The sequence below is a fragment of the Paenibacillus sp. 05T425 genome (assembly GCF_056396205.1).
In genome coordinates this window covers 698,149-716,711 of record NZ_JBFTLA010000006.1, presented here as the reverse complement: position 1 = coordinate 716,711, position 18,563 = coordinate 698,149, and the positions used below count along the sequence as shown (strand labels likewise).

Annotated in this window: 10 protein-coding genes; all 10 read left to right on the top strand. The window is 52.3% G+C overall.

What is annotated here, in order from left to right; genetic code table 11:
• The first annotated feature begins 35 nt into the window (after positions 1-35).
• Positions 36-3,683, top strand: a complete 3,648-nt coding sequence (locus AC1DF0_RS17225) for a family 78 glycoside hydrolase catalytic domain (protein WP_477574750.1) — start codon at positions 36-38, stop codon at positions 3,681-3,683.
• Between the two features lie 268 nt (positions 3,684-3,951).
• Positions 3,952-4,944, top strand: coding sequence for an ABC transporter permease (locus AC1DF0_RS17220; RefSeq protein WP_442052111.1), 993 nt, complete (start codon positions 3,952-3,954; stop codon positions 4,942-4,944).
• 19 nt (positions 4,945-4,963) lie between these two features.
• Positions 4,964-5,845 (top strand): carbohydrate ABC transporter permease, encoded by an 882-nt coding sequence (locus AC1DF0_RS17215; RefSeq protein ID WP_442052112.1) that lies wholly within the window; start codon positions 4,964-4,966, stop codon positions 5,843-5,845.
• A 124-nt stretch (positions 5,846-5,969) separates the two neighbouring features.
• Positions 5,970-7,547 carry an extracellular solute-binding protein gene (locus tag AC1DF0_RS17210; protein ID WP_477574749.1) on the top strand — a complete coding sequence of 526 codons (1,578 nt, stop codon included), beginning with the start codon at positions 5,970-5,972 and terminating at the stop codon, positions 7,545-7,547.
• A 173-nt stretch (positions 7,548-7,720) separates the two neighbouring features.
• Positions 7,721-11,599 carry a hypothetical protein gene (locus AC1DF0_RS17205; RefSeq protein WP_477574748.1) on the top strand — a complete coding sequence of 1,293 codons (3,879 nt, stop codon included), beginning with the start codon at positions 7,721-7,723 and terminating at the stop codon, positions 11,597-11,599.
• 83 nt (positions 11,600-11,682) lie between these two features.
• The gene (locus tag AC1DF0_RS17200; protein WP_477574747.1) at positions 11,683-13,464 is read left to right on the top strand and encodes a sensor histidine kinase; all 1,782 of its coding nucleotides are present in this window, start codon (positions 11,683-11,685) and stop codon (positions 13,462-13,464) included.
• 1 nt (position 13,465) lies between these two features.
• Positions 13,466-14,242, top strand: a complete 777-nt coding sequence (locus AC1DF0_RS17195; RefSeq protein WP_442052116.1) for a response regulator transcription factor — start codon at positions 13,466-13,468, stop codon at positions 14,240-14,242.
• Positions 14,243-14,316: 74 nt separating this feature from the next.
• Entirely contained in the window at positions 14,317-15,684 is a 1,368-nt protein-coding gene (locus AC1DF0_RS17190; protein WP_477574746.1) for a glycoside hydrolase family 140 protein, read from the top strand.
• 129 nt (positions 15,685-15,813) lie between these two features.
• Positions 15,814-16,485 (top strand): aspartate/glutamate racemase family protein, encoded by a 672-nt coding sequence (locus AC1DF0_RS17185; protein WP_442052118.1) that lies wholly within the window; start codon positions 15,814-15,816, stop codon positions 16,483-16,485.
• On the top strand, positions 16,485-18,533 hold the full coding sequence (locus AC1DF0_RS17180) for a beta-galactosidase (protein ID WP_477574745.1): 2,049 nt from the start codon (positions 16,485-16,487) through the stop codon (positions 18,531-18,533). The genes AC1DF0_RS17185 and AC1DF0_RS17180 overlap by 1 nt, the downstream gene beginning before the upstream one ends.
• Positions 18,534-18,563 lie beyond the last annotated feature (30 nt).

Below are 18,563 nucleotides of genomic sequence, written 5' to 3'. Positions count from 1 at the left end.
TACCAGTAAAAATAGGATGAGGCAGGTCATGCATAATGGATATCGCCACTTGTTTGACACCGTACAAATGGAAGAAGCCCGTGCTAGTCGGATCAGGTGCGGAAGGCGCATTTGACAGCCGCGCGGTAGATTGCCCGTTCGTATTCAGGCACAATGACCTTTTTTACATGATGTATGTCGGCTTTGATGGAAAGGGATATCAGACGGCACTCGCTACAAGCGACGACCTGTTGAATTGGCAGCATCTGTCGACGATATTGACTAGAGATGAGGAAGGAAACGCCTGGGATTCGCGCAATATTGCCGGTACATGGATGTTGCGCGACAATGATTTGCATGGTCCAGGCCATCTGAAGAAATGGAACGGCAAGTACTGGTTGGCCTATCATTCCTATCCGGGTGACGGTTATGAAGCAGGATCTGCCAAAATCGGGCTTGCCTGGACAGAAGATGAAAGCCTGAGAAGCTGGAATCGCCTGGAGAATCCGATTCTCGTGCCTGAGGATGGCGGGGAATGGGAGAAAGGCGGGCTGTATAAAGAATGTTTGGTGGAGCATGAAGGCACTTTTTATTTGTTTTACAATGCGAAGGATAAAGATGAAGGCCGTTGGATCGAGCAGACTGGCCTAGCGACTTCGAAGGATCTTGTACAATGGACGCGGCATGAGCAAAATCCGGTTGTTCAAGTGACGCCGGACGCATGGGACAGCGGGTTCGTCAGCGATCCTTGCGTGCTGCGGGACGGCGCTCGCTGGGCGATGTTTTATTTTGGCTTTAACTATAAAGCGGCTCAGGAAGGGATTGCGCTCTCGGATAATTTGCTGGACTGGCGCAAATATGAAGAGCCGATTATTACGATTGGCGAAAGCAATATGATCGATTCCGTTTTTGCCCATAAACCGTCGGTTATTACGCATAACGGGATATTGTATCACTTCTATACAGCATGCAGGCGTCCGATGGAAGGCGACGCGACATGCAATGTCTTTCCCGAGTTCCGCACGATTGCGGTCGCGACGTCCTTGCCGATCGCGATCGGTTCGCTGCGGGCGGAAGGCAGGCCTCGTCCGATCGGCCTTGATGAGACGACTCCCCGTCTCAGCTGGTCGTTTCTTGATCAATTGCCGCCGGGGTTTCGCCAAAAGGCTTATCGGATTCAGGTTGCAACAAGCTATGAGCGACTGCTGGAGGGAAATGCGGATACATGGGACAGCGGATTCGTCGCTAGCTGCGATCATACGGCCATTCTTTATTCCGGCGTCCCGCTGCAGCCAAGGCAGCGGTATTATTGGAAGGTTACCATCCAAGATGAACAGGGCACGTTTTATAACAGCGTGGCAGCTTGGTGGGAAATGGGACAGCTGAACAGCGCTGGCTGGCAAGGAAAGTGGATCGCGCATCCTGACGCGAAGAAGGAATCGAAACGAGCGTTCCGCTTCCGTCGCCGTTTCGATGCTAGGCATGAGGTCACGCGCGCGAGAGTGTATATTAGCGGGCTTGGCCATTATGAATTGCGGCTGAACGGCGAGAAGGTTGGCGATCATGAGCTTGATCCCGGCTGGACGGACTATGATAAGACGGTTCTGTATACGACTTATGACATTACGTCGCAGCTGGGGTACGGTGAGCATATCGTTCATATTGAGCTGGGCAACGGCTTCTACCACGTGCCGGGCGGCAAATATACGAAGTTTAAGAATTCTTACGGTACGCCTACATGCTTGGCCGATATCGTTATTGAATATGCCAACGGTACGCGCGAAACGATCGGTACCGACAGCAATTGGCAAGCCGGAGAAAGCCCGTTGCTCTTCAATTGCATATATGGGGGCGAAGAGTACGACGCAACAAGAGAAGATGAGAAAGCTGCTTCGTGGCGTCCTGCCGTAGAGATCGAGGGCCCTTCCGGCAAACTTACGGCGGCATCGGCCCCGCCGGTTAAGGTGATGCGCACATTCGGCACCAAGTCCATCATGAATCCGAAGCCCGGAATATACGTGGCGGATCTAGGTCAAAACTTCTCGGGTTGGCCGAAGATTAGCGTCAGCGGGGCTGCTGGCTCGAGGGTTGTATTGACTTGTGCGGAGCTGCTGACGGAAGAGGGCTTGGTCAATCAGAAGTGGACAGGGTCTCCGAGCGAGTTCTGTTATACATTAAACGGCAAGGGCATAGAGGAATGGCGTCCAAAATTCACGTATACCGGCTTCCGCTACGTGATGATCGAAGGAGCAGTTCCTGAAGCGTTCACCGCTGGAGCACAATCTTCCTTGCCGGTGCTGCATGGTATCGAAGGGCAGATGCTGTACCCTGAGCTGGAAACCGCAGGCGGATTCAAGTGCTCCAATCCGCTGCTTAATCGGATCCACGAAATCATCAATGGGGCGATTCTAAGCAATACGAAGAGCGTATTCACGGATTGCCCGCATCGGGAAAAGCTTGGCTGGCTGGAGCAGGTTCATCTGATGGGACCTTCGATTATGTTCAATTACGATGTGGAGGCGATGCTGCGGAAGGTGCTTCAAGACATCTCTGATGCCCAATTACGGGACGGCATGGTGCCGACGACGGCGCCGKAGTATGTCGTGTTCGACGATACCCTGCGAATATTCCGCGACGCTACGGCTTGGGGCGGAACGTATATATTAACCGCATGGGAAGTCGTGCAGCGATACGGCAACATGAATTTGATTCGGAAACACTATGCAGGCATGAAACGATATATGTCGTATCTCACCGAGAAGTCGGACGGATACATCATAACGGAAGGGCTTGGCGACTGGTATGACATCGGTCCGGCAGGGCCTGGATATTCGCAAAATACGCCTGTTCCATTCACGGAAACAGCGATCTATTACGGCCTGTCCGTCGTCATGCGAAAAATAGCGGCATTGCTGAACGAGCAAGCGGATGTGCAGCAGTATGAGCAATTAAGCGCATCCATCCAATCGGCGTTTCATCTGAAATACTGGGACGAACAAGCAACCAGCTACGCAACGGGAAGTGATACCGCGCTTGCTATGCCGATCGTGATTGGACTTGCCCCGAAGCAGTATTACGGTGTGCTAATCGAGAAGCTCGTGCGGCAAATTGCCGAACGCGGCTACCAGACGACAGCCGGCGATGTAGGCTATCGTTATCTGCTGCTTGCTCTTAGCCGGGCCGGCAGATCGGATGTCATTTACCGTATGTCGCAAATTACGGATAAGCCAAGCTACGGGTATCAAATCGAGCATGGGGCCACGACGCTTACCGAAGCCTGGGACGGCCCGACAGTCGGAAAGTCGCAAAACCACTTCATGCTGGGACATCTGGAGGAATGGCTGTATCAAGGTTTGGCGGGCATGGATTACCGCTATGATACGGAAACGGATCGTTACAACATCATGATTAAGCCTTATATGCCGGAGGACATGAAATGGGCTGAAGCATGGCAGCAGCTGCGTCCGGGTTATGCGAGAGTGCGCTGGGAGAGAGACGAGGAGGGTAAGCCCTCGATGAACATAACGATACCGCCCAATGCTAAGGGGATCGTATACGTACCTCGAACCGTCTGCGGGCAAGAGGAGAATGAGGCATTGCCGACAGGAATCAGGAAACGGCATGACGAAAAGGACTATATTATTTTTGAGACGGAATCAGGAAGCTTTACATTTTGCCGGCAAAAAGTGACTGTTGAAGTGTGACGATATGAACATGATCGCCAGTATTGAAGGAACTCCCTTCGATACTGGCGATCTGCTTTTGTAATCATTTACATCTAAATATTAAGCAAATAAGTTAAGAATAATCACTTCTTGGTTTTGATAATGATTGCGCTTTCAAAAACCTTAAAATTGATCGCTGCATTTTAAGTTTTCAACACTATTCATGTCATGCTATCGACTATACAATTTAGTCATATTCTCCAAACGGCAGCTTGAGCCTAAGGGAAGAGGGAGGAATGAGGAAAGCTTGGAACAGCAAACGAAGATAAGCACATTACAACGGACGCAGCAGCTCCCAGCGGTAAAACGATCCATCTGGCGTGAAATTATAAAACAGAAATATGCGCATGTGTTCGTGTTAACGGGAATGCTGATCGTCTTCGTCTTCCATTATTTGCCGATGTTCGGCATTTTGATGGCGTTTAAAGATTATTCCATATCGAGCGGCATTAAAGGGATCTTTACCAGCGATTGGGTAGGGCTCAAATATTTCGAAGAATTTGTCGGCGCTTACAATTTCAAGCTTCTTGTAACGAATACGCTGGCAATCAGTCTTTTGAAGTTGTTCTTTACCTTCCCGATGCCGATTTTATTGGCCATTATGTTTAACGAGGTACGGCATCAGCTCTTCAAGCGTTTCGCTCAGACCGTCAGCTACTTTCCTCATTTTATTTCGTGGATCGTGGTTTCCGGGTTGCTCGTTATCTTCTTGTCAAGCAATGCTGGAATCGTAAACGATTTCTTAAAGGGAATAGGCATTATTGACAAGTCGCTTCCTTTCCTGTCTAGTAAAAATTATTTCTGGGGACTAGCCGTTTCGACGGCCATGTGGAAAGAGGCAGGCTGGTGGGCCATTATATTCCTCGCAGCGATCAGCGGACTCAGTCCGACGCTGTATGATGCGGCCGAGATGGATGGCGCCGGTCGATTGCGCCGTATCTGGCATATCACTTTGCCTGGCATCCGCGGCACGATCGTAGTCGTACTCATTCTGGCAGTCGGAAGCCTGCTCGGCGGTGGTCTAGTTGGATCCAACTTCGAGCAATCGTACTTGCTCGGTAACGCGATGAATAACGAACGCTCGGAGATTTTGCAAACGTATGCGTTTAAGATGGGCTTGGCTCAGGGCCGATACGCCTATGCGACGGCAATTGACTTGCTTCAGTCGATTATCGCGATCATCCTTGTATTCGGAAGCAACTTCTTGTCCAAAAAAATAACGAAAAACGGCTTGTTCTAACAGCGGAAAGGAGTCCATTATGCATCGCAGAACCGTCGAGGACCGCATCGTGGATACGGTAAATATTAGTTTGCTTATCATCATAGCGCTGGCTACGATGTACCCCTTTTACTACTTGCTCATTGTTTCGTTCAATAACGGGCTTGACACTTCGCTAGGCGGCATCTATTTTTGGCCGAGGGATTTTACCTTTAACAATTACGCGAAGTTTCTGAGCGATCCGAAGTGGCTAATTTCCTTTGGTGTCTCAGGGCTAAGGACAGTTGTCGGAGCGGCTGTAACGATCTTCTTTACGTGTTTGACAGCGTATGGTCTAGCGTATCGCAATCTAGTGTTTCATAAGTTCTACTTCTCGTTTTTCATCATTGCCATGTACACGTCGGGCGGACTTATCCCATACTACGTTGTACTGCGCAGCTTAGGATTGCTCAATACCTTTTGGGTCTATATTGTACCGGGTTCGGTGACGATCTTCTTCCTCATTATTGCGGTCTCGTTCTTCCGTGAAATACCGGCGGAGATGGAGGAATCGGCACGAATAGACGGGGCTTCAGATTTAACCATTTTCATCAAAATGATCATACCGGTATCCAAACCATTGATTGCGGCAATGGGATTGTTCATAGGCGTAGGCCAATGGAACTCTTGGATGGACTCGGCCTACTTCGTCAATAAAGATTCGCTGCGAACTTTAACCTACCGTATGATGGAGGTAATCAATCAAGGCATGATTCCGGTCGACATGGCTTCCGCGGAACGGGCTGCAGCCGTTACTGGCGTAACAACCTTCTCGATACAGGTCACGGCAATGGTTATCGCGGTTATACCGATCCTTCTCGTCTATCCTTTTTTACAAAAGTATTTTGTGCAAGGAATTATGATAGGCTCTGTAAAAGGTTAAGCAGCAGCGGTTGGACAACATGCGTATAACGTTGGTGGATCGCGGAATAAAGCGGAAGTGACAGAAGTTTTATTCCGTTTTCTCATATAAGCAATGCGGCAACATAAAAAAGGAGGCAATTTCAATGGGTAAGGTTTTTAAATCGACAGGTTTGATAACGCTTGCATTGATGCTGTTGCTGACGGCCTGTTCCGGCGGCAATAAAGGCAACAACGAGGCTACCAACGCACCGACAGAGAACAGCGTGGAGCCGACCGATGCGAGTGCGGCAACCGATGCGCCTGCAGAGAAAGAGATCGTAGAGCTTGACTTATTCGTCAATATGTCATGGTGGCCGCTGAAAGACTGGACCGGCAAAGTGCCGGAAGAAATCACTAAGAAAACCGGCGTTAAGCTGAACATCCAGGTTGCCGCCGATGACAAGCAGCTTCCGCTTTTGATCGCCTCAGGCGACTTGCCTGATTTGGTGTATACGGCTACCGATCTGACGCGTATGGCGGATAGCGATGTTTCCTATCCGTTGAACGAATTGATCGAGAAGTATGCTCCTGATTTCAAAATCAGTCAAGAACGTATTGGCGTCAACATGATGCCCGACGGCAACTTCTATACGGTGCGCAATGCTTTCTCCACGGAGCAAGAGTGGAAAGATAATCCGAAGGCGATACCAGGCGCGAACGGCATGACTTTGCGCAAAGATATTATGGAGGAGCTTGGCAACCCGGCGCTCAACAACCTGGATGATTTCCTTTCGATTTTGGGTCAAGTGAAAACGAAGTATCCGGATATGGTGCCGCTCGTTTGGGATAAAGATCAAATCGGCCAAAATCTGCGCATCAATTACGGTCTGAAGAAAAGCAAAGGCTTCGTGGACATCGACGGTGCTGCGCGTTTCTACCTGAAAGACGAGAACTACTTAAATTACTACCTATACATGAACCGTCTGTACCGTGAAGGCTTCATGATCGCCGAGAACTTCACCTTCAAGGATGCGCAGCAAGACGATCAATACGTATTAAACGGTCAAGCCTTTGCTCACGGCGCCGGCAACGCGGATTCCACGAACCCGCAATTAAAAGAGCTTGGAAAGCCATTCGAAATGACGCAAGTGACGAAGCTGCTTAGCGATCAAGCGGGTATTCCGATGGGCGGTTCCGGCTGGGCAGGCATGTACATTACGAAAAACAACAAAAATGCGGAAGCAGCAATTAAATTCCTGCAATACATGTACAGCGAAGAAGGTCAAAAGCTCGGACTTTACGGGCTTGAAGGCGAAGATTGGGAATGGAATGAAGCAGAGAAATATCCGGTTATGAAATATGACTTCAACAATACGGAAGTTCAAACGCAAATGGGTGTCGTTTGGTGGGGCCTGATCGGCAGCAGCGGCGTTAACGAAGCATTGCAGCGCTATGCCCCTGAATCACAAATGACGCAATGGGGTCTGGCTGCCAGGGAGGTGCTTGAGTTCAACCCGGCACTCGGTCTCGTTTCGACTGAACCGGATACAGAGGAGCAAACGATTGAAGCTCAAATTCAGAACATGGTCACGACCGAGGAACTGAAAATTTATATGGCTGCTTCCGAAGAAGAAGCAAAAGCGGAATACGAAGCATTGCTGAAGAAAGCCGAAAGCCTTGGACTGGCGAAGCTGGAAGACTGGGCTACTGCGAAGTACAAGGAATATCAGAAAAACTTTTAATCGTACCTTGATGTAAACCCCACAAAAGTGGATGAACATAAGCGTGGCCGAAATGCTTATGCATTTCGGCTATTGCGTCATCTATAACCGCAGGCTCCGCTCTTAGCTGCGGCCAAGTTCGCCGGCTGCGGCGGTTATCCCCTATCAAGCTCAAATTCCAGGAGGAAACTTACATGAATTTCAACAATCTGCGAGAGAAGTTTGCTTCTCCGGATCCGGATTTCGGTCCTGTGCCATTCTGGTGGTGGAGTGCGGAGGAAATAACGGCGGATCGCGTACGCTGGCAATTGCAGAAATTTCGCAGCGGAGGCCTGCGCAATATCGGCATCATCAATATTGCGCCGACTGGTCCGCAATACGGAAGCGTTGCGGATGATCCGCCATACTTTAGCGAGCGCTGGTGGTCTATGTTCGAGGTGGCTCTGCGTGAAGCGGAGAGACTGGGCATGCGCATTTTCTTCTATGACCAAATCGGCTTTTCGGGAACGAACTTCCCCGCGCATCTTGTCGCGGAGCAGCCGGAATTGGCCGGCTACCAGCTTCGCAGGCTTAAGCATGGCGAGGAGCTGCCGGAAGGCGCGGAGTTGTTAATAGAAACTGGCGACTACCTTTATATAACCATTAGGCAAGGGTTCAACTGGCTCGACAAGCGCGCGACAGAGCAACTGTATGACCGAATTTATGGGGAGTTCGAGCGGCGTTTTCCGAATGATCTGGGCCGAACGATCGCCGGCAGCTTCCAGGATGAGCTTCCTTCGATGCCGTTATGGACCGATGGCCTACCTGAGTTGTATGCGAAGCGCCATGGAGAGAACTTGATCGCAGCATTGCCGGCTCTGTTCGAGGATACGGAGGGAGCTTCGCTCGTCCGCAGGCGCGTGTATGAGCTGTCGACCGAGCTGGCGGAGGAAGCGGTGTTCAAGCTGCAATATGAATGGCATAAGCGCTATAATATGCTGCAATGCTGCGACCAGGCCGGCCCTGCGCGCCGCGTCGAACTCCACGGCGCGCAACGGCTTTACCTGGATTACATGCGCACGCATCGCTGGTATAATGCGGCCGGCAGCGATATGGACGGCGAGATCAAGCCGCATGCTTCAATGGTTCATTTGCACGGGGGCAAACGCGTGTTTCTGGAGTCGTTCCATACGAGCGGCTGGGGCGGAACGCTGGAGGAGACGATGCACTGGCTGGTGCCTTGGCTGCAGGCTGGCGTGACGCTTTACAGTCCTCACTCCGTCTACTACAGCACGCGCGGCGGTTGGTGGGAGTGGGCGCCGCCCGACACAGGCTGGCGCCAGCCGTATTATGAGCATTACGGCGTGTTCGCCGATACGGTCAGCCGCGCATGCTGGCTGTTAACGCAAGGAACGCATGTCGCCGATGTCGCGGTTCATTATCCTTCGCATGCGGCATGCGGCTGGATGTCGCTGTCCGATGGAGGACCATTAGACCATCCGATGCTCGTCGCCAATAGGATGCCGCATGAGCGTCTTGCACATGTGCAAGAGGTTTACCAATCGTTGACGGGCCGCTGGAATCGCAAGGAGCGCAACAAACCGGGTGCGCTTCGCTCCGCCAGCATCGACTTTGACGTGACGGACGATTCCGCTTTGGAGATTGCGGAGCTGTCGGACGGCAGGCTTCGAATCGGCGAGGAATCGTTCTCTGCATTGCTATTGTGCGGCACCACCATTATGGATGATGCTGCTTTGGCGAAGGTGAATTCCTGGATCGCAGCCGGCGGTTTGGTTATCGCCGTACATTGCGGTGAGGATGATCCGGTGCTGGAGGGGGCTATGTATGTCAGCTCTTCCGGCGAAGCATTAGAGCTTCTTAAATCGAGGATGCAGGGAAGGGCCGAAGGACCGAATATGCCGCTTATGCGCAGAACAGAGGACGCAGATATTTTTTTGTTGCTGCCGGAAGCGGGAGAGCTGCTTCCGATGCACGAACCTTCGAGCGAGACGACGCGGCCGCCGCGGAGCGCGCGTTATCGGCTTCGCACCGCTGGGCATCCGCAGCTTTGGGATCCTGTGAGCGGGCGGGTCTACCCGCTATCCTATAGCAGGGACGGTGAGTGGGTCACGCTGGAGGTGACGTTCGACAGCTGGCCGGCGGCATTCGTCGTATGCCCGTGGAATCATGTAGAGGCTGACGTGTTCAGCACATCCCCGCTCGCGTTAGACGGTCTGGCGCAGCCGGCGGAAGTACCCGTCCTTCGGGCCGAGCAAGATTCGGTGGCCGAGCTTAACGAATGGAAGGTATTAGCTGTACCGACGCTAGATAACCGATATGGCGATTTTGATCTGCATGGCGGTCAAACGGCTTTTGCGCCGATCGAGCGCCGCGAGCTGCTAGTTGCGCGAGAGGAGAGCGAAGCGGACGGCGTTGCCGCTAACTGGCATGCGAGCGTCCTTGACGATTCGGAATGGATGAAGCGGCTGTGGAGCGAGGCTGCATACTGGGAAGCGTCCCGGGATCAGAGGTTTGAAGAAGGCAGCGTATGGCCTGTCGTCTATAGCAACACGCTGGGGGACCTGTCGTTTAAGACATGGGCCGGCCGGATGGGCCGAGTTCCGCGCAAATTTTTGAATTTGGGAATGGCGGGTCTTGGCGATAAGGTATGGGCGAGGACGAATGTGGCAGCCCCGGAGGCCGGGACTTACTGGGTGCGCACGGAAAGCAATGCGGCAATAGGTCTGTGGGTGAATGGAGAACGGATCGTATGGAATGGAGGTCCGGAGGAGCAGATTGCTTCCGTGAACCTGAAGGCCGGAGCCAATTCGCTGCTGTTGCGTGCGGAGGCGCTGGCCGAAGGGATGATCCGTATTGGGATTACAGTGTGCGCGGAAGAACAGGAGCAGCTACCGAAGTGGATTTATTCCCCGAGCCCCAATCTGAAAACCCGGCTGTCGTATACGATACCTGAGCAGGAGAGCATTGACGTCAGTCGCGTACGCGTCATCTTCTGCGCGAAGGAGCGCGTGGCGCTCTATGTGAACGGCAAACCTATGACCGAGCACGGCGATTTCAATCCGTATATTCGGCAAGGTCAAGAAGAGATTGATCTGACCCCGTATTGGCAGGGCGGCGACAATACCATCGAGCTTGTCATGCCGGAGGGTGAAGGCGTGGCAATGGTGGACGGCGTGATCGAGCGTGTGGATGGAAGCAGCCAAATGTTCTGCACCGGCCCATCGTGGTTGAATGAACAGGGACAGCGCTCAGAGGTGCTTCATGAAGCGGTGCTGCAGTTCGCCGAGACGGAGACGATGTGGCTTCCCGGCCGCACGCATCCGCTGCCGAATATCGACTGGCTTATGCCGGATGCCAAGCCAAAGTCCCAGCCGCTGCCGTTCGTTCGCGATGCGTCTCAGCCTGGAAAGCCGATTTGGCTGCGCTTTCCGCTACCGGCGGGTGCCACGGCGCTTCAGGTCGTCAGCGCGGGCGAATGTGAATGCTGGATAGACGGCCAGAGGCAGCTAATGCGTGACGGCCAAGCCGGCTTCGATCCGCAGCCGGCGGGGACAGTGGCTGCGCTTCGCATCGTGCCAAGCGATATGAGCACGGAAACGGACGTCCTGCTTGCGCCGATCCGGTTCGAGGTGGCGAAGGTAGAAGGCAAACTTGGCGATTGGAGATCTGCGCTGGGTTTGCCGCATCATAGCGGCGTTGTCGAATATGAATCGATGGCCGAATGGAAAGAAGACAATGGCGCGGTGCTTGAGCTGGGGCATGTTCGCGGCACGGCCGAGGTATGGCTGAACGGAAGGCCGCTCGGTGTGCGCGCATGGGGCCCGTATCGGTTCAAGCTTGATGTCGGCCCGGGAACACATCATCTTCGTATTCGGGTGACGAACACGCTGGGTACCCATTATGAAGTCGGCCGCCCTTCTAGCAATGTCGGAGGATCCACGAATCCGAAGGTGTCTTACTGGCAGCCGAATACAATGCCTGAGCATTGGGAGACGGCGTTCGCGGCTGGCGGCCTGTATGGTCCCGTTCGGTTATATGCCGCCGGCGGGGCTGTAGACACCAAGACATATTGATGGAATTTTCAGTATAATGATATGATTGTATAGATCGTATGAAATAACAAACATGGATGAAATGCTTTCATGCAGGATGCCTAATGCGAAGAAAGGCCGATGCGATGAAAACGATGCGTATTGTTCAGAAAATGGCATTAGGTTATCTCATGCTAGTGCTGCTGCCGATTCTTGTGTTTGGCGTCTACTTGTACAATCAATTCTATATGGATGTCATTTCCGAGTTCTCGGAAGGCAAGCAGGAGCTGGTCGTGCAAGCGGGTGAAGGATTTCGGGCGAGACTGAAGCAAATCGAGTCTATCCATTCGCAGTTTCAGTATAATCAGCAGCTAATCGACTACCTTGGCGGAATGTATCCATCGGAGCTCAATCAGGTGTACACCTATCTAAAAGATATCCGGCCGATTTATGTTTATGCGATAACGGGCAATAAGGAAGTTGCGTCCATTAAATTGTACAAGAACCACCAATCCGTTCAATCGGTTGCCGGTGAGCTGGAGGATTTGAGCCGGATTGATGCGAAAGCAATCGAGCTGTTGAACGCTGTAAATGTGGATAAAGGCGTATGGTTGAACGCTTCGTATCCCGCCAGCAAAGAAGGCGCAGGGCTCCCGTACTTAAGCTATTACCAGCGAATCTTTAATAACAGCTATACGCAGTCATTAGCCGCAATGGAGATCATTGTCGACGATTCCTTGGTCAGAAATTTATTGAAAGCGATCGATGTCGATCAAAATATACATGTACAGATCATTTATAACGGTGAGACTGTTTACCGCGACGGGTATGATTTGAGCGATGAGCAAACAATCGAGTTGCAAGCGCTTGCAGAAGAGAGCGGAAAAGGCTTCGCCTATAAGCGCAGTCAGAAGCTGCTCGTGAATTCACTTTCCGTGCCGGAGCTGTCGACAAGCTTCTACTTCTACAGCCAGATGGACGATGTGTTTGTCGATATTCGCAAGAAAGCCGTTTTTCTCGGGATCTCGCTGCTCTTATCGCTTCTTATCCTTACAGGCATTTATTATGCGACAGCCTCCACGATTGTCAGGCGTATTCTTGGATTGGCGAAGCATATGCGAAAGGTCGACGAGAACAAATTGACTTATTACGAGGGAGGCGGCTCCCGAGACGAGATCGATTTCCTAACCCGATCCTATAATTCTCTTATTCGCCGAATCGATGAACTGCTGACTAATGTCCATAAGGCCGAGCTGATGAAGAAGGAGGCTGATTACCTCGTGCTTCAAGCGCAAATCAAGCCTCACTTTTTGTACAATACGCTGGAATCGATTCGTATGCTGGCGGAAATCAATGACGATCAGGAGGTCGTTGACGCGACGTTCACGTTCGGCAAGCTGTTGCGTTATACGCTAACTTCCAAAGACAACGAGACGATGCTGCAGCATGAACTAACGAATGTCCAGCATTACTTGGATATGCATAAGCTGCGCTTGCTGGATAGATTCCACTACTCGATTGAAGTATTAACTCCTATCGAACATGTAAGCTGTCCTCGGTTTATTTTGCAGCCATTGGTGGAAAATTGCATTCATCATGGCGTTGGACGCAGCCGCAGAAACGGCCGAATCGATATTGTCGTCAAACGGGAGAACGATGCGTTGATCATTGTAATAGCCGATAATGGTCCGGGCATACCGCCAGAACGCCTTGATGTCATTCGCGGCGTACTCGGCAACGTGCTCGACCGGCAAGAGCTGCAGAAGGAGAATTCAGGTCAAGGGCTATACAATGTCAGCGAACGCATCCGTATCTTTTATGGCGATCACTCGGCTCTTATGGTAGAAAGCCAGGCGGGGGAAGGCACGATGTTCACACTAAAGCTCAAAGTTCAAGGAGGGGTTTAGCATGCTTAACCTGATGATCGTAGATGACGAGCCCTTCATGCTGAAGGGGCTGATTAATATCATTGAGAAAGGGCAGACCCCATGCTCGGAGATCGTCAGTGCGCATGATGGATTCGATGCGCTTGAGAAGCTGGAGAACTTCCGTCCCGATTTGCTTATTACGGATATTCAGATGCCGGAGATGAACGGGCTGGAACTGATTCGAAAAGTGCGCGAGCGAGGATTGTGCAACCGCTTTATCATTTTGACCGGATACGATGATCCCACCTATCTGCATCAAGCGATACGCTGCAAAGTGATCGATTATCTGTTGAAGCCGATCAATAAGACAGAGCTTTACGATGTGATGTCGAATTTGTCGCTTGAGCTGCTGGGCGGCGATGATGAGGATTCCTCTCAAGCTTCGTCAGATTGGGAGGACTCTGTCCCGGGCGTCGACTACGATCAAATGTCCAGAAACGTCAAAAAAATTATTCGGCATATCGAAACGCATTATAGGGAAAATATTTCACTCGATCAAATTGCCGAGCATGTATACTTGCATCCGAATTATATCAGCTCGCTCTTTCGGAAGGAGACAGGACTGACTCTGATCCATTATTTGCATCTTTATCGCATTAAGAAAGCGAAGGTATTGATATTAGGCGATTCAGATGATTCCTTGCATCGCATATCCGAGCAAGTCGGGTACGAAAGCGTCCGACACTTCTTCAGCGTTTTCAAAAAATATTGCGGCGTCACGCCGAGCGAATACCGGCAACACTACAAAATGCATTAGGCATGAAGTGAGAGCTTGAGCGTAATTGCGCGTCAAGCTTTTGTTTGTATGCAATGAAACGGGAGGGAATAGGAATGAGTAATGCAATGCCTTGGGATAATGGAAAACTTATTGTTTCGGAGAACGGACGATATTTGCAGCATGCTGACGGCACTCCGTTTTTTTGGCTTGGAGACACGGCATGGCTGCTTCTAAAGCGGACGACGAGGGAAGAGGCTCTAACCTATCTGCATGACCGGAAAAACAAGGGGTACAACGTCATCCAGATTATGCTTGTGCATGATCTGACTACTCCAAACGCTTACGGGAGAACGCCGTTCCGGGATCTCGATCTGGACKAGCCCGATGCGGAACAATCGGCTGAGTATACAAGCTATTGGTCATTTGCCGACGAGGTGATTGGCATGGCGGAGCGCGAAGGGCTGTAYGTCGCGCTTGTCCCCGTATGGGGCAGCGTTGTGGAGTATTATCGGACCGATGCCGAGACAGCGGAGCGTTACGGCGATTGGCTCGGCAACCGCTACAAGGATCGTCCGAACGTGATCTGGCTGAACGGTGGCGATATCCGCGGAAGTGACAATACGGATGTATGGCTCAAGATGGGCCGAGCGTTACGCAAGGCTGCTCCGGAGCACCTGATGACGTTCCATCCATACGGACGGACACAATCGTCGAAGTGGTTCCATAACGAAGATTGGCTCGACTTTAATATGTTCCAGTCGGGGCATCGCAGCTATGACCAGATGGAGGAGACCAATCCGGACACGTTAGTCGGTGAAGACAACTGGCGTTTTGTGAATACGGATTGGGCCAAAGTGCCGGCGAAGCCGACGATAGATGGCGAGCCTTCATACGAGGATATTCCACATGGCTTGCATAATCTGGACGCTCCAAGATGGAAGGCGGATGATGTGAGGCGTTATGCCTATTGGGCGGTGTTCGCAGGCGCGTTCGGACATACTTATGGACATAATGCGGTCATGCAGTTTCATACAGAGGATCGGGGCGTCGGGGCGTACGGATGCACGCGGAGTTGGACCGATGCGCTCAATGATGACGGCGCGAAGCAGATGGTCCATTTGAAACATCTGATTCTATCAAGGCCTTTTGATGAGCGGACGCCTGACGAGAAGGCGATTTGCGGCGATCCGGGATACCGTTACGATCGTTTATTCGTGAACCTGGGTAGAAGCTACATGATGGCGTACACCTATACGGGCCGGGCGATCACTTTGCGGCTGGGTCAATTCTCTGGGAAACGGGCCGCGATTTGGTGGTTCAATCCGCGAACAGGCGAAAGTGAATTCGTCGGCGAGATGGACAACGAGGGAACGCATGAGTTCGTTCCTCCAGCGGCGAGCGCGCCGGGCACCGACTGGGTACTGGTGCTTGACGATGCCGATCAAGGATTTGCGGCGCCGGGTCTCCCTCTTTTGCGCTAATCCAGTAGTAGTTGGTCCATAATTTAAAGCAATTTCATTAATATTGAACGCTGTATTGTGGCAGGTCAATGACTACAATGAATAGAAAAGACAGCGCTTACCTTGCATTTACTAAGGGGGAACTAGGAAATGGATACAGTCGTTGCGGTATATACAGGCCAAGGGCTAGCTGAACCGCTCAAGAAGCAATTCGATGAGCTGCTGCCGGGCGTTAGGCTTGTCAACATTATCGATGACAGTTTGATCGCCGAGGTTGTGCGCGAGGGAGAAGTGACTCCAGGCGTGAAGCGGCGTCTAATGCAATATTATCAGAACGGCGCCGACCTGGGCGCGTCGATTATTCTCAATACTTGCTCTTCCGTTGGCGAAGTTGCTACTGATGCAAGGCCTTTTTTCAACATTCCGCTTGTCAAAATCGATGAGAGCATGGCCGTGGAGGCGGTAGAGTCGTACGGCGCAATCGGCGTATTGGCGACGCTGCCAACGACTCTACAGCCGACGATGCGGCTGTTGCAGCAGCAAGCGAAGTTGCGCGGCAAGTCGGTGCGGTTGATCGACGGCCTTGCTGCGGGAGCCTATGACGCTCTCGTTAGCGGCCGCCCCGATGAGCATGATCGCATCCTTATGGAGACCGCGATCCGAGTCGCGGAGCACGCCGATGCGCTCGTGCTTGCACAGGGCTCGATGGCGCGCATGGAAGCGCAGCTTGCGGATCGGATCGGCAAGCCTGTTCTGTCGAGTCCGCGCCGCAGCGTGATGGAAATTAAGAAGTTGCTTGAAGGCATGAGGGCGAACAGCTGATGTTTACGGACAACTTGCCGAAAATATTGTACGGAGGAGACTATAACCCGGAGCAATGGCCGCGCGAGATATGGGATGAGGATATGCGGATGTTCCAGATCGCCGGCGTTGATATTGCCACGATCAACGTATTCTCGTGGGCGCTTAATCAGCCGGATGAGAACACGTACTGCTTCGACTGGCTGGACGAGATGATGGATTTGCTTCATGAACAAGGGATCAAGGTTTGCCTTGGCACGTCGACGGCAGCTCATCCAGCATGGATGGCGACGCGCTATCCAGATGTCACTTTGGTTGAATATGACGGCCGCAAGCGCAAGTTCGGGCGCAGGCATAATTCTTGCCCGAACAGCCCGACTTTCCGGCTCTATTCGGAGCGGATGGCGCGCAAGCTCGCGGAGCGCTACAACGATCATCCTGCATTGCTGCTATGGCATGTCAATAATGAATACGGTTTGAGATGTTATTGCGACAACTGCGAGAAGGCGTTTCGCGTTTGGCTGCAAGATCGTTACGGCACACTCCAGGAGCTGAACCGCGCCTGGTATACAAGGTTCTGGGGCCATACGTTCTACGCTTGGAACGAAATCGTGCTGCCGAGCGCGCTCAGCGAGCACATAAGCTCGAGCAATCCGGATGATACCGCCTTCCAAGGCATCTCGCTCGACTATGACCGCTTTAATTCGGATTCCATTCTAGCATGCTACAAGCTGGAGCGTGACGCCATCAAGGACGTAACTCCGGATGCGGTAGTGACTACGAACTTTCAAAGCAACGGGACCTATAAGCCGCTTGATTACTTCAAGTGGGCAAAGGAACTGGATGTCGTTGCGCTCGATATGTATCCCGCAGACGATATGACCCCGAGCCAAGTGGCGATGCGCTATGACTTGATGCGCGGCTTGAAAGGGGGAGACCCGTTCATGCTGATGGAATCGTGCCCTACCCAGCTTAACTGGCGTCCTCGCAATGCGCTGAAGCGTCCCGGCGTAAACCGTCTATGGAGTTATCATGCAATCGCCCGCGGCGCCGATGCGGTTATGTACTTCCAGCTGCGGCGCTCGCTCGGCGCATTCGAGAAGTTCCACGGAGCCCTGATCGATCATGCCGGCCATGAGAACACTCGAGTCTTCCGGGAATGCGCCCAGATCGGCAGCGATCTTCAGCAGCTAGGCGATACTTTGCTTGGCGCGCGATCAGATGCGCGGGCGGCGATCGTGTTCGACTGGGATAACTGGTGGGCGATAGAGCATTCCAGCGGGCTTACCGTGGATCTGCGCTATGTCAAGGAAGTTGAGAAGTATTATGAGGCCTTCTACAGCCGGAATATTCCGGTTGATATGATCGGCGTGGAAGCCGATCTGGCTGATTACGACATTGTGGTTGCACCGGTTCTGTATTTGCTCCATCCGGGCTATGCAGCACGGTTGGAGCATTTCGTAGAGCAGGGCGGCACGCTTGTGTCCACGACGTTCAGCGGTATCGTAGGCGAGTCGGATCTGGTTACGCCTGGCGGTTATCCGGGCGAGCTTCGCGAGCTGCTTGGCATATGGGTGGAGGAGATCGACGCGCCGATGGCGCATCAAAGAAATCGAGTCGTCATGACAGCGCAGCTTGGAGAGCTGGAAGGCGCGTACGATTGCGGCGTGCTGTGCGATGTCGTTCATTCCGAAGGAGCAGAGCCGTTCGCCGTATTCGAACGCGACTTCTACCAAGGCTTCCCTGCGCTTACGCGCAACCGACGCGGATTAGGCGAGGCATGGTACGTAGCGACCTCGCCGGAGCCGTCCATGCTTAGCGGACTGATCGGTTATTTGTGTGACAAATGCGGTATACGGCCATTGCTGGATACGCCTTCCGGCGTAGAAGTGTCCGTTCGAGTCAAAGACGGCAAAGCTTTCCTGTTCTTGTTAAATCATAACGAAGCTGCGGCGGAAGTTCAGCTAGGTGAGGACGCCTATGTCGACTTGCTAAGCGGCACGACGTACGAAGGCAGTCTGGCGCTTGCCGCGCTGGATGTCCGAATTTTGGCTGCCGTTAATGGGTAAAGCACGAATGGTTGATCAAATACAACAACA

Coding starts and splice junctions, on each gene's coding strand:
- AC1DF0_RS17215 (WP_442052112.1), top strand. CDS start 4,964: ATGCATCGCAGAACCGTCGAGGACCGCATCGTGGATACGGTAAATATT.
- AC1DF0_RS17210 (WP_477574749.1), top strand. CDS start 5,970: ATGGGTAAGGTTTTTAAATCGACAGGTTTGATAACGCTTGCATTGATG.
- AC1DF0_RS17205 (WP_477574748.1), top strand. CDS start 7,721: ATGAATTTCAACAATCTGCGAGAGAAGTTTGCTTCTCCGGATCCGGAT.
- AC1DF0_RS17200 (WP_477574747.1), top strand. CDS start 11,683: ATGCGAAGAAAGGCCGATGCGATGAAAACGATGCGTATTGTTCAGAAA.
- AC1DF0_RS17195 (WP_442052116.1), top strand. CDS start 13,466: ATGCTTAACCTGATGATCGTAGATGACGAGCCCTTCATGCTGAAGGGG.
- AC1DF0_RS17185 (WP_442052118.1), top strand. CDS start 15,814: ATGGATACAGTCGTTGCGGTATATACAGGCCAAGGGCTAGCTGAACCG.
- AC1DF0_RS17180 (WP_477574745.1), top strand. CDS start 16,485: ATGTTTACGGACAACTTGCCGAAAATATTGTACGGAGGAGACTATAAC.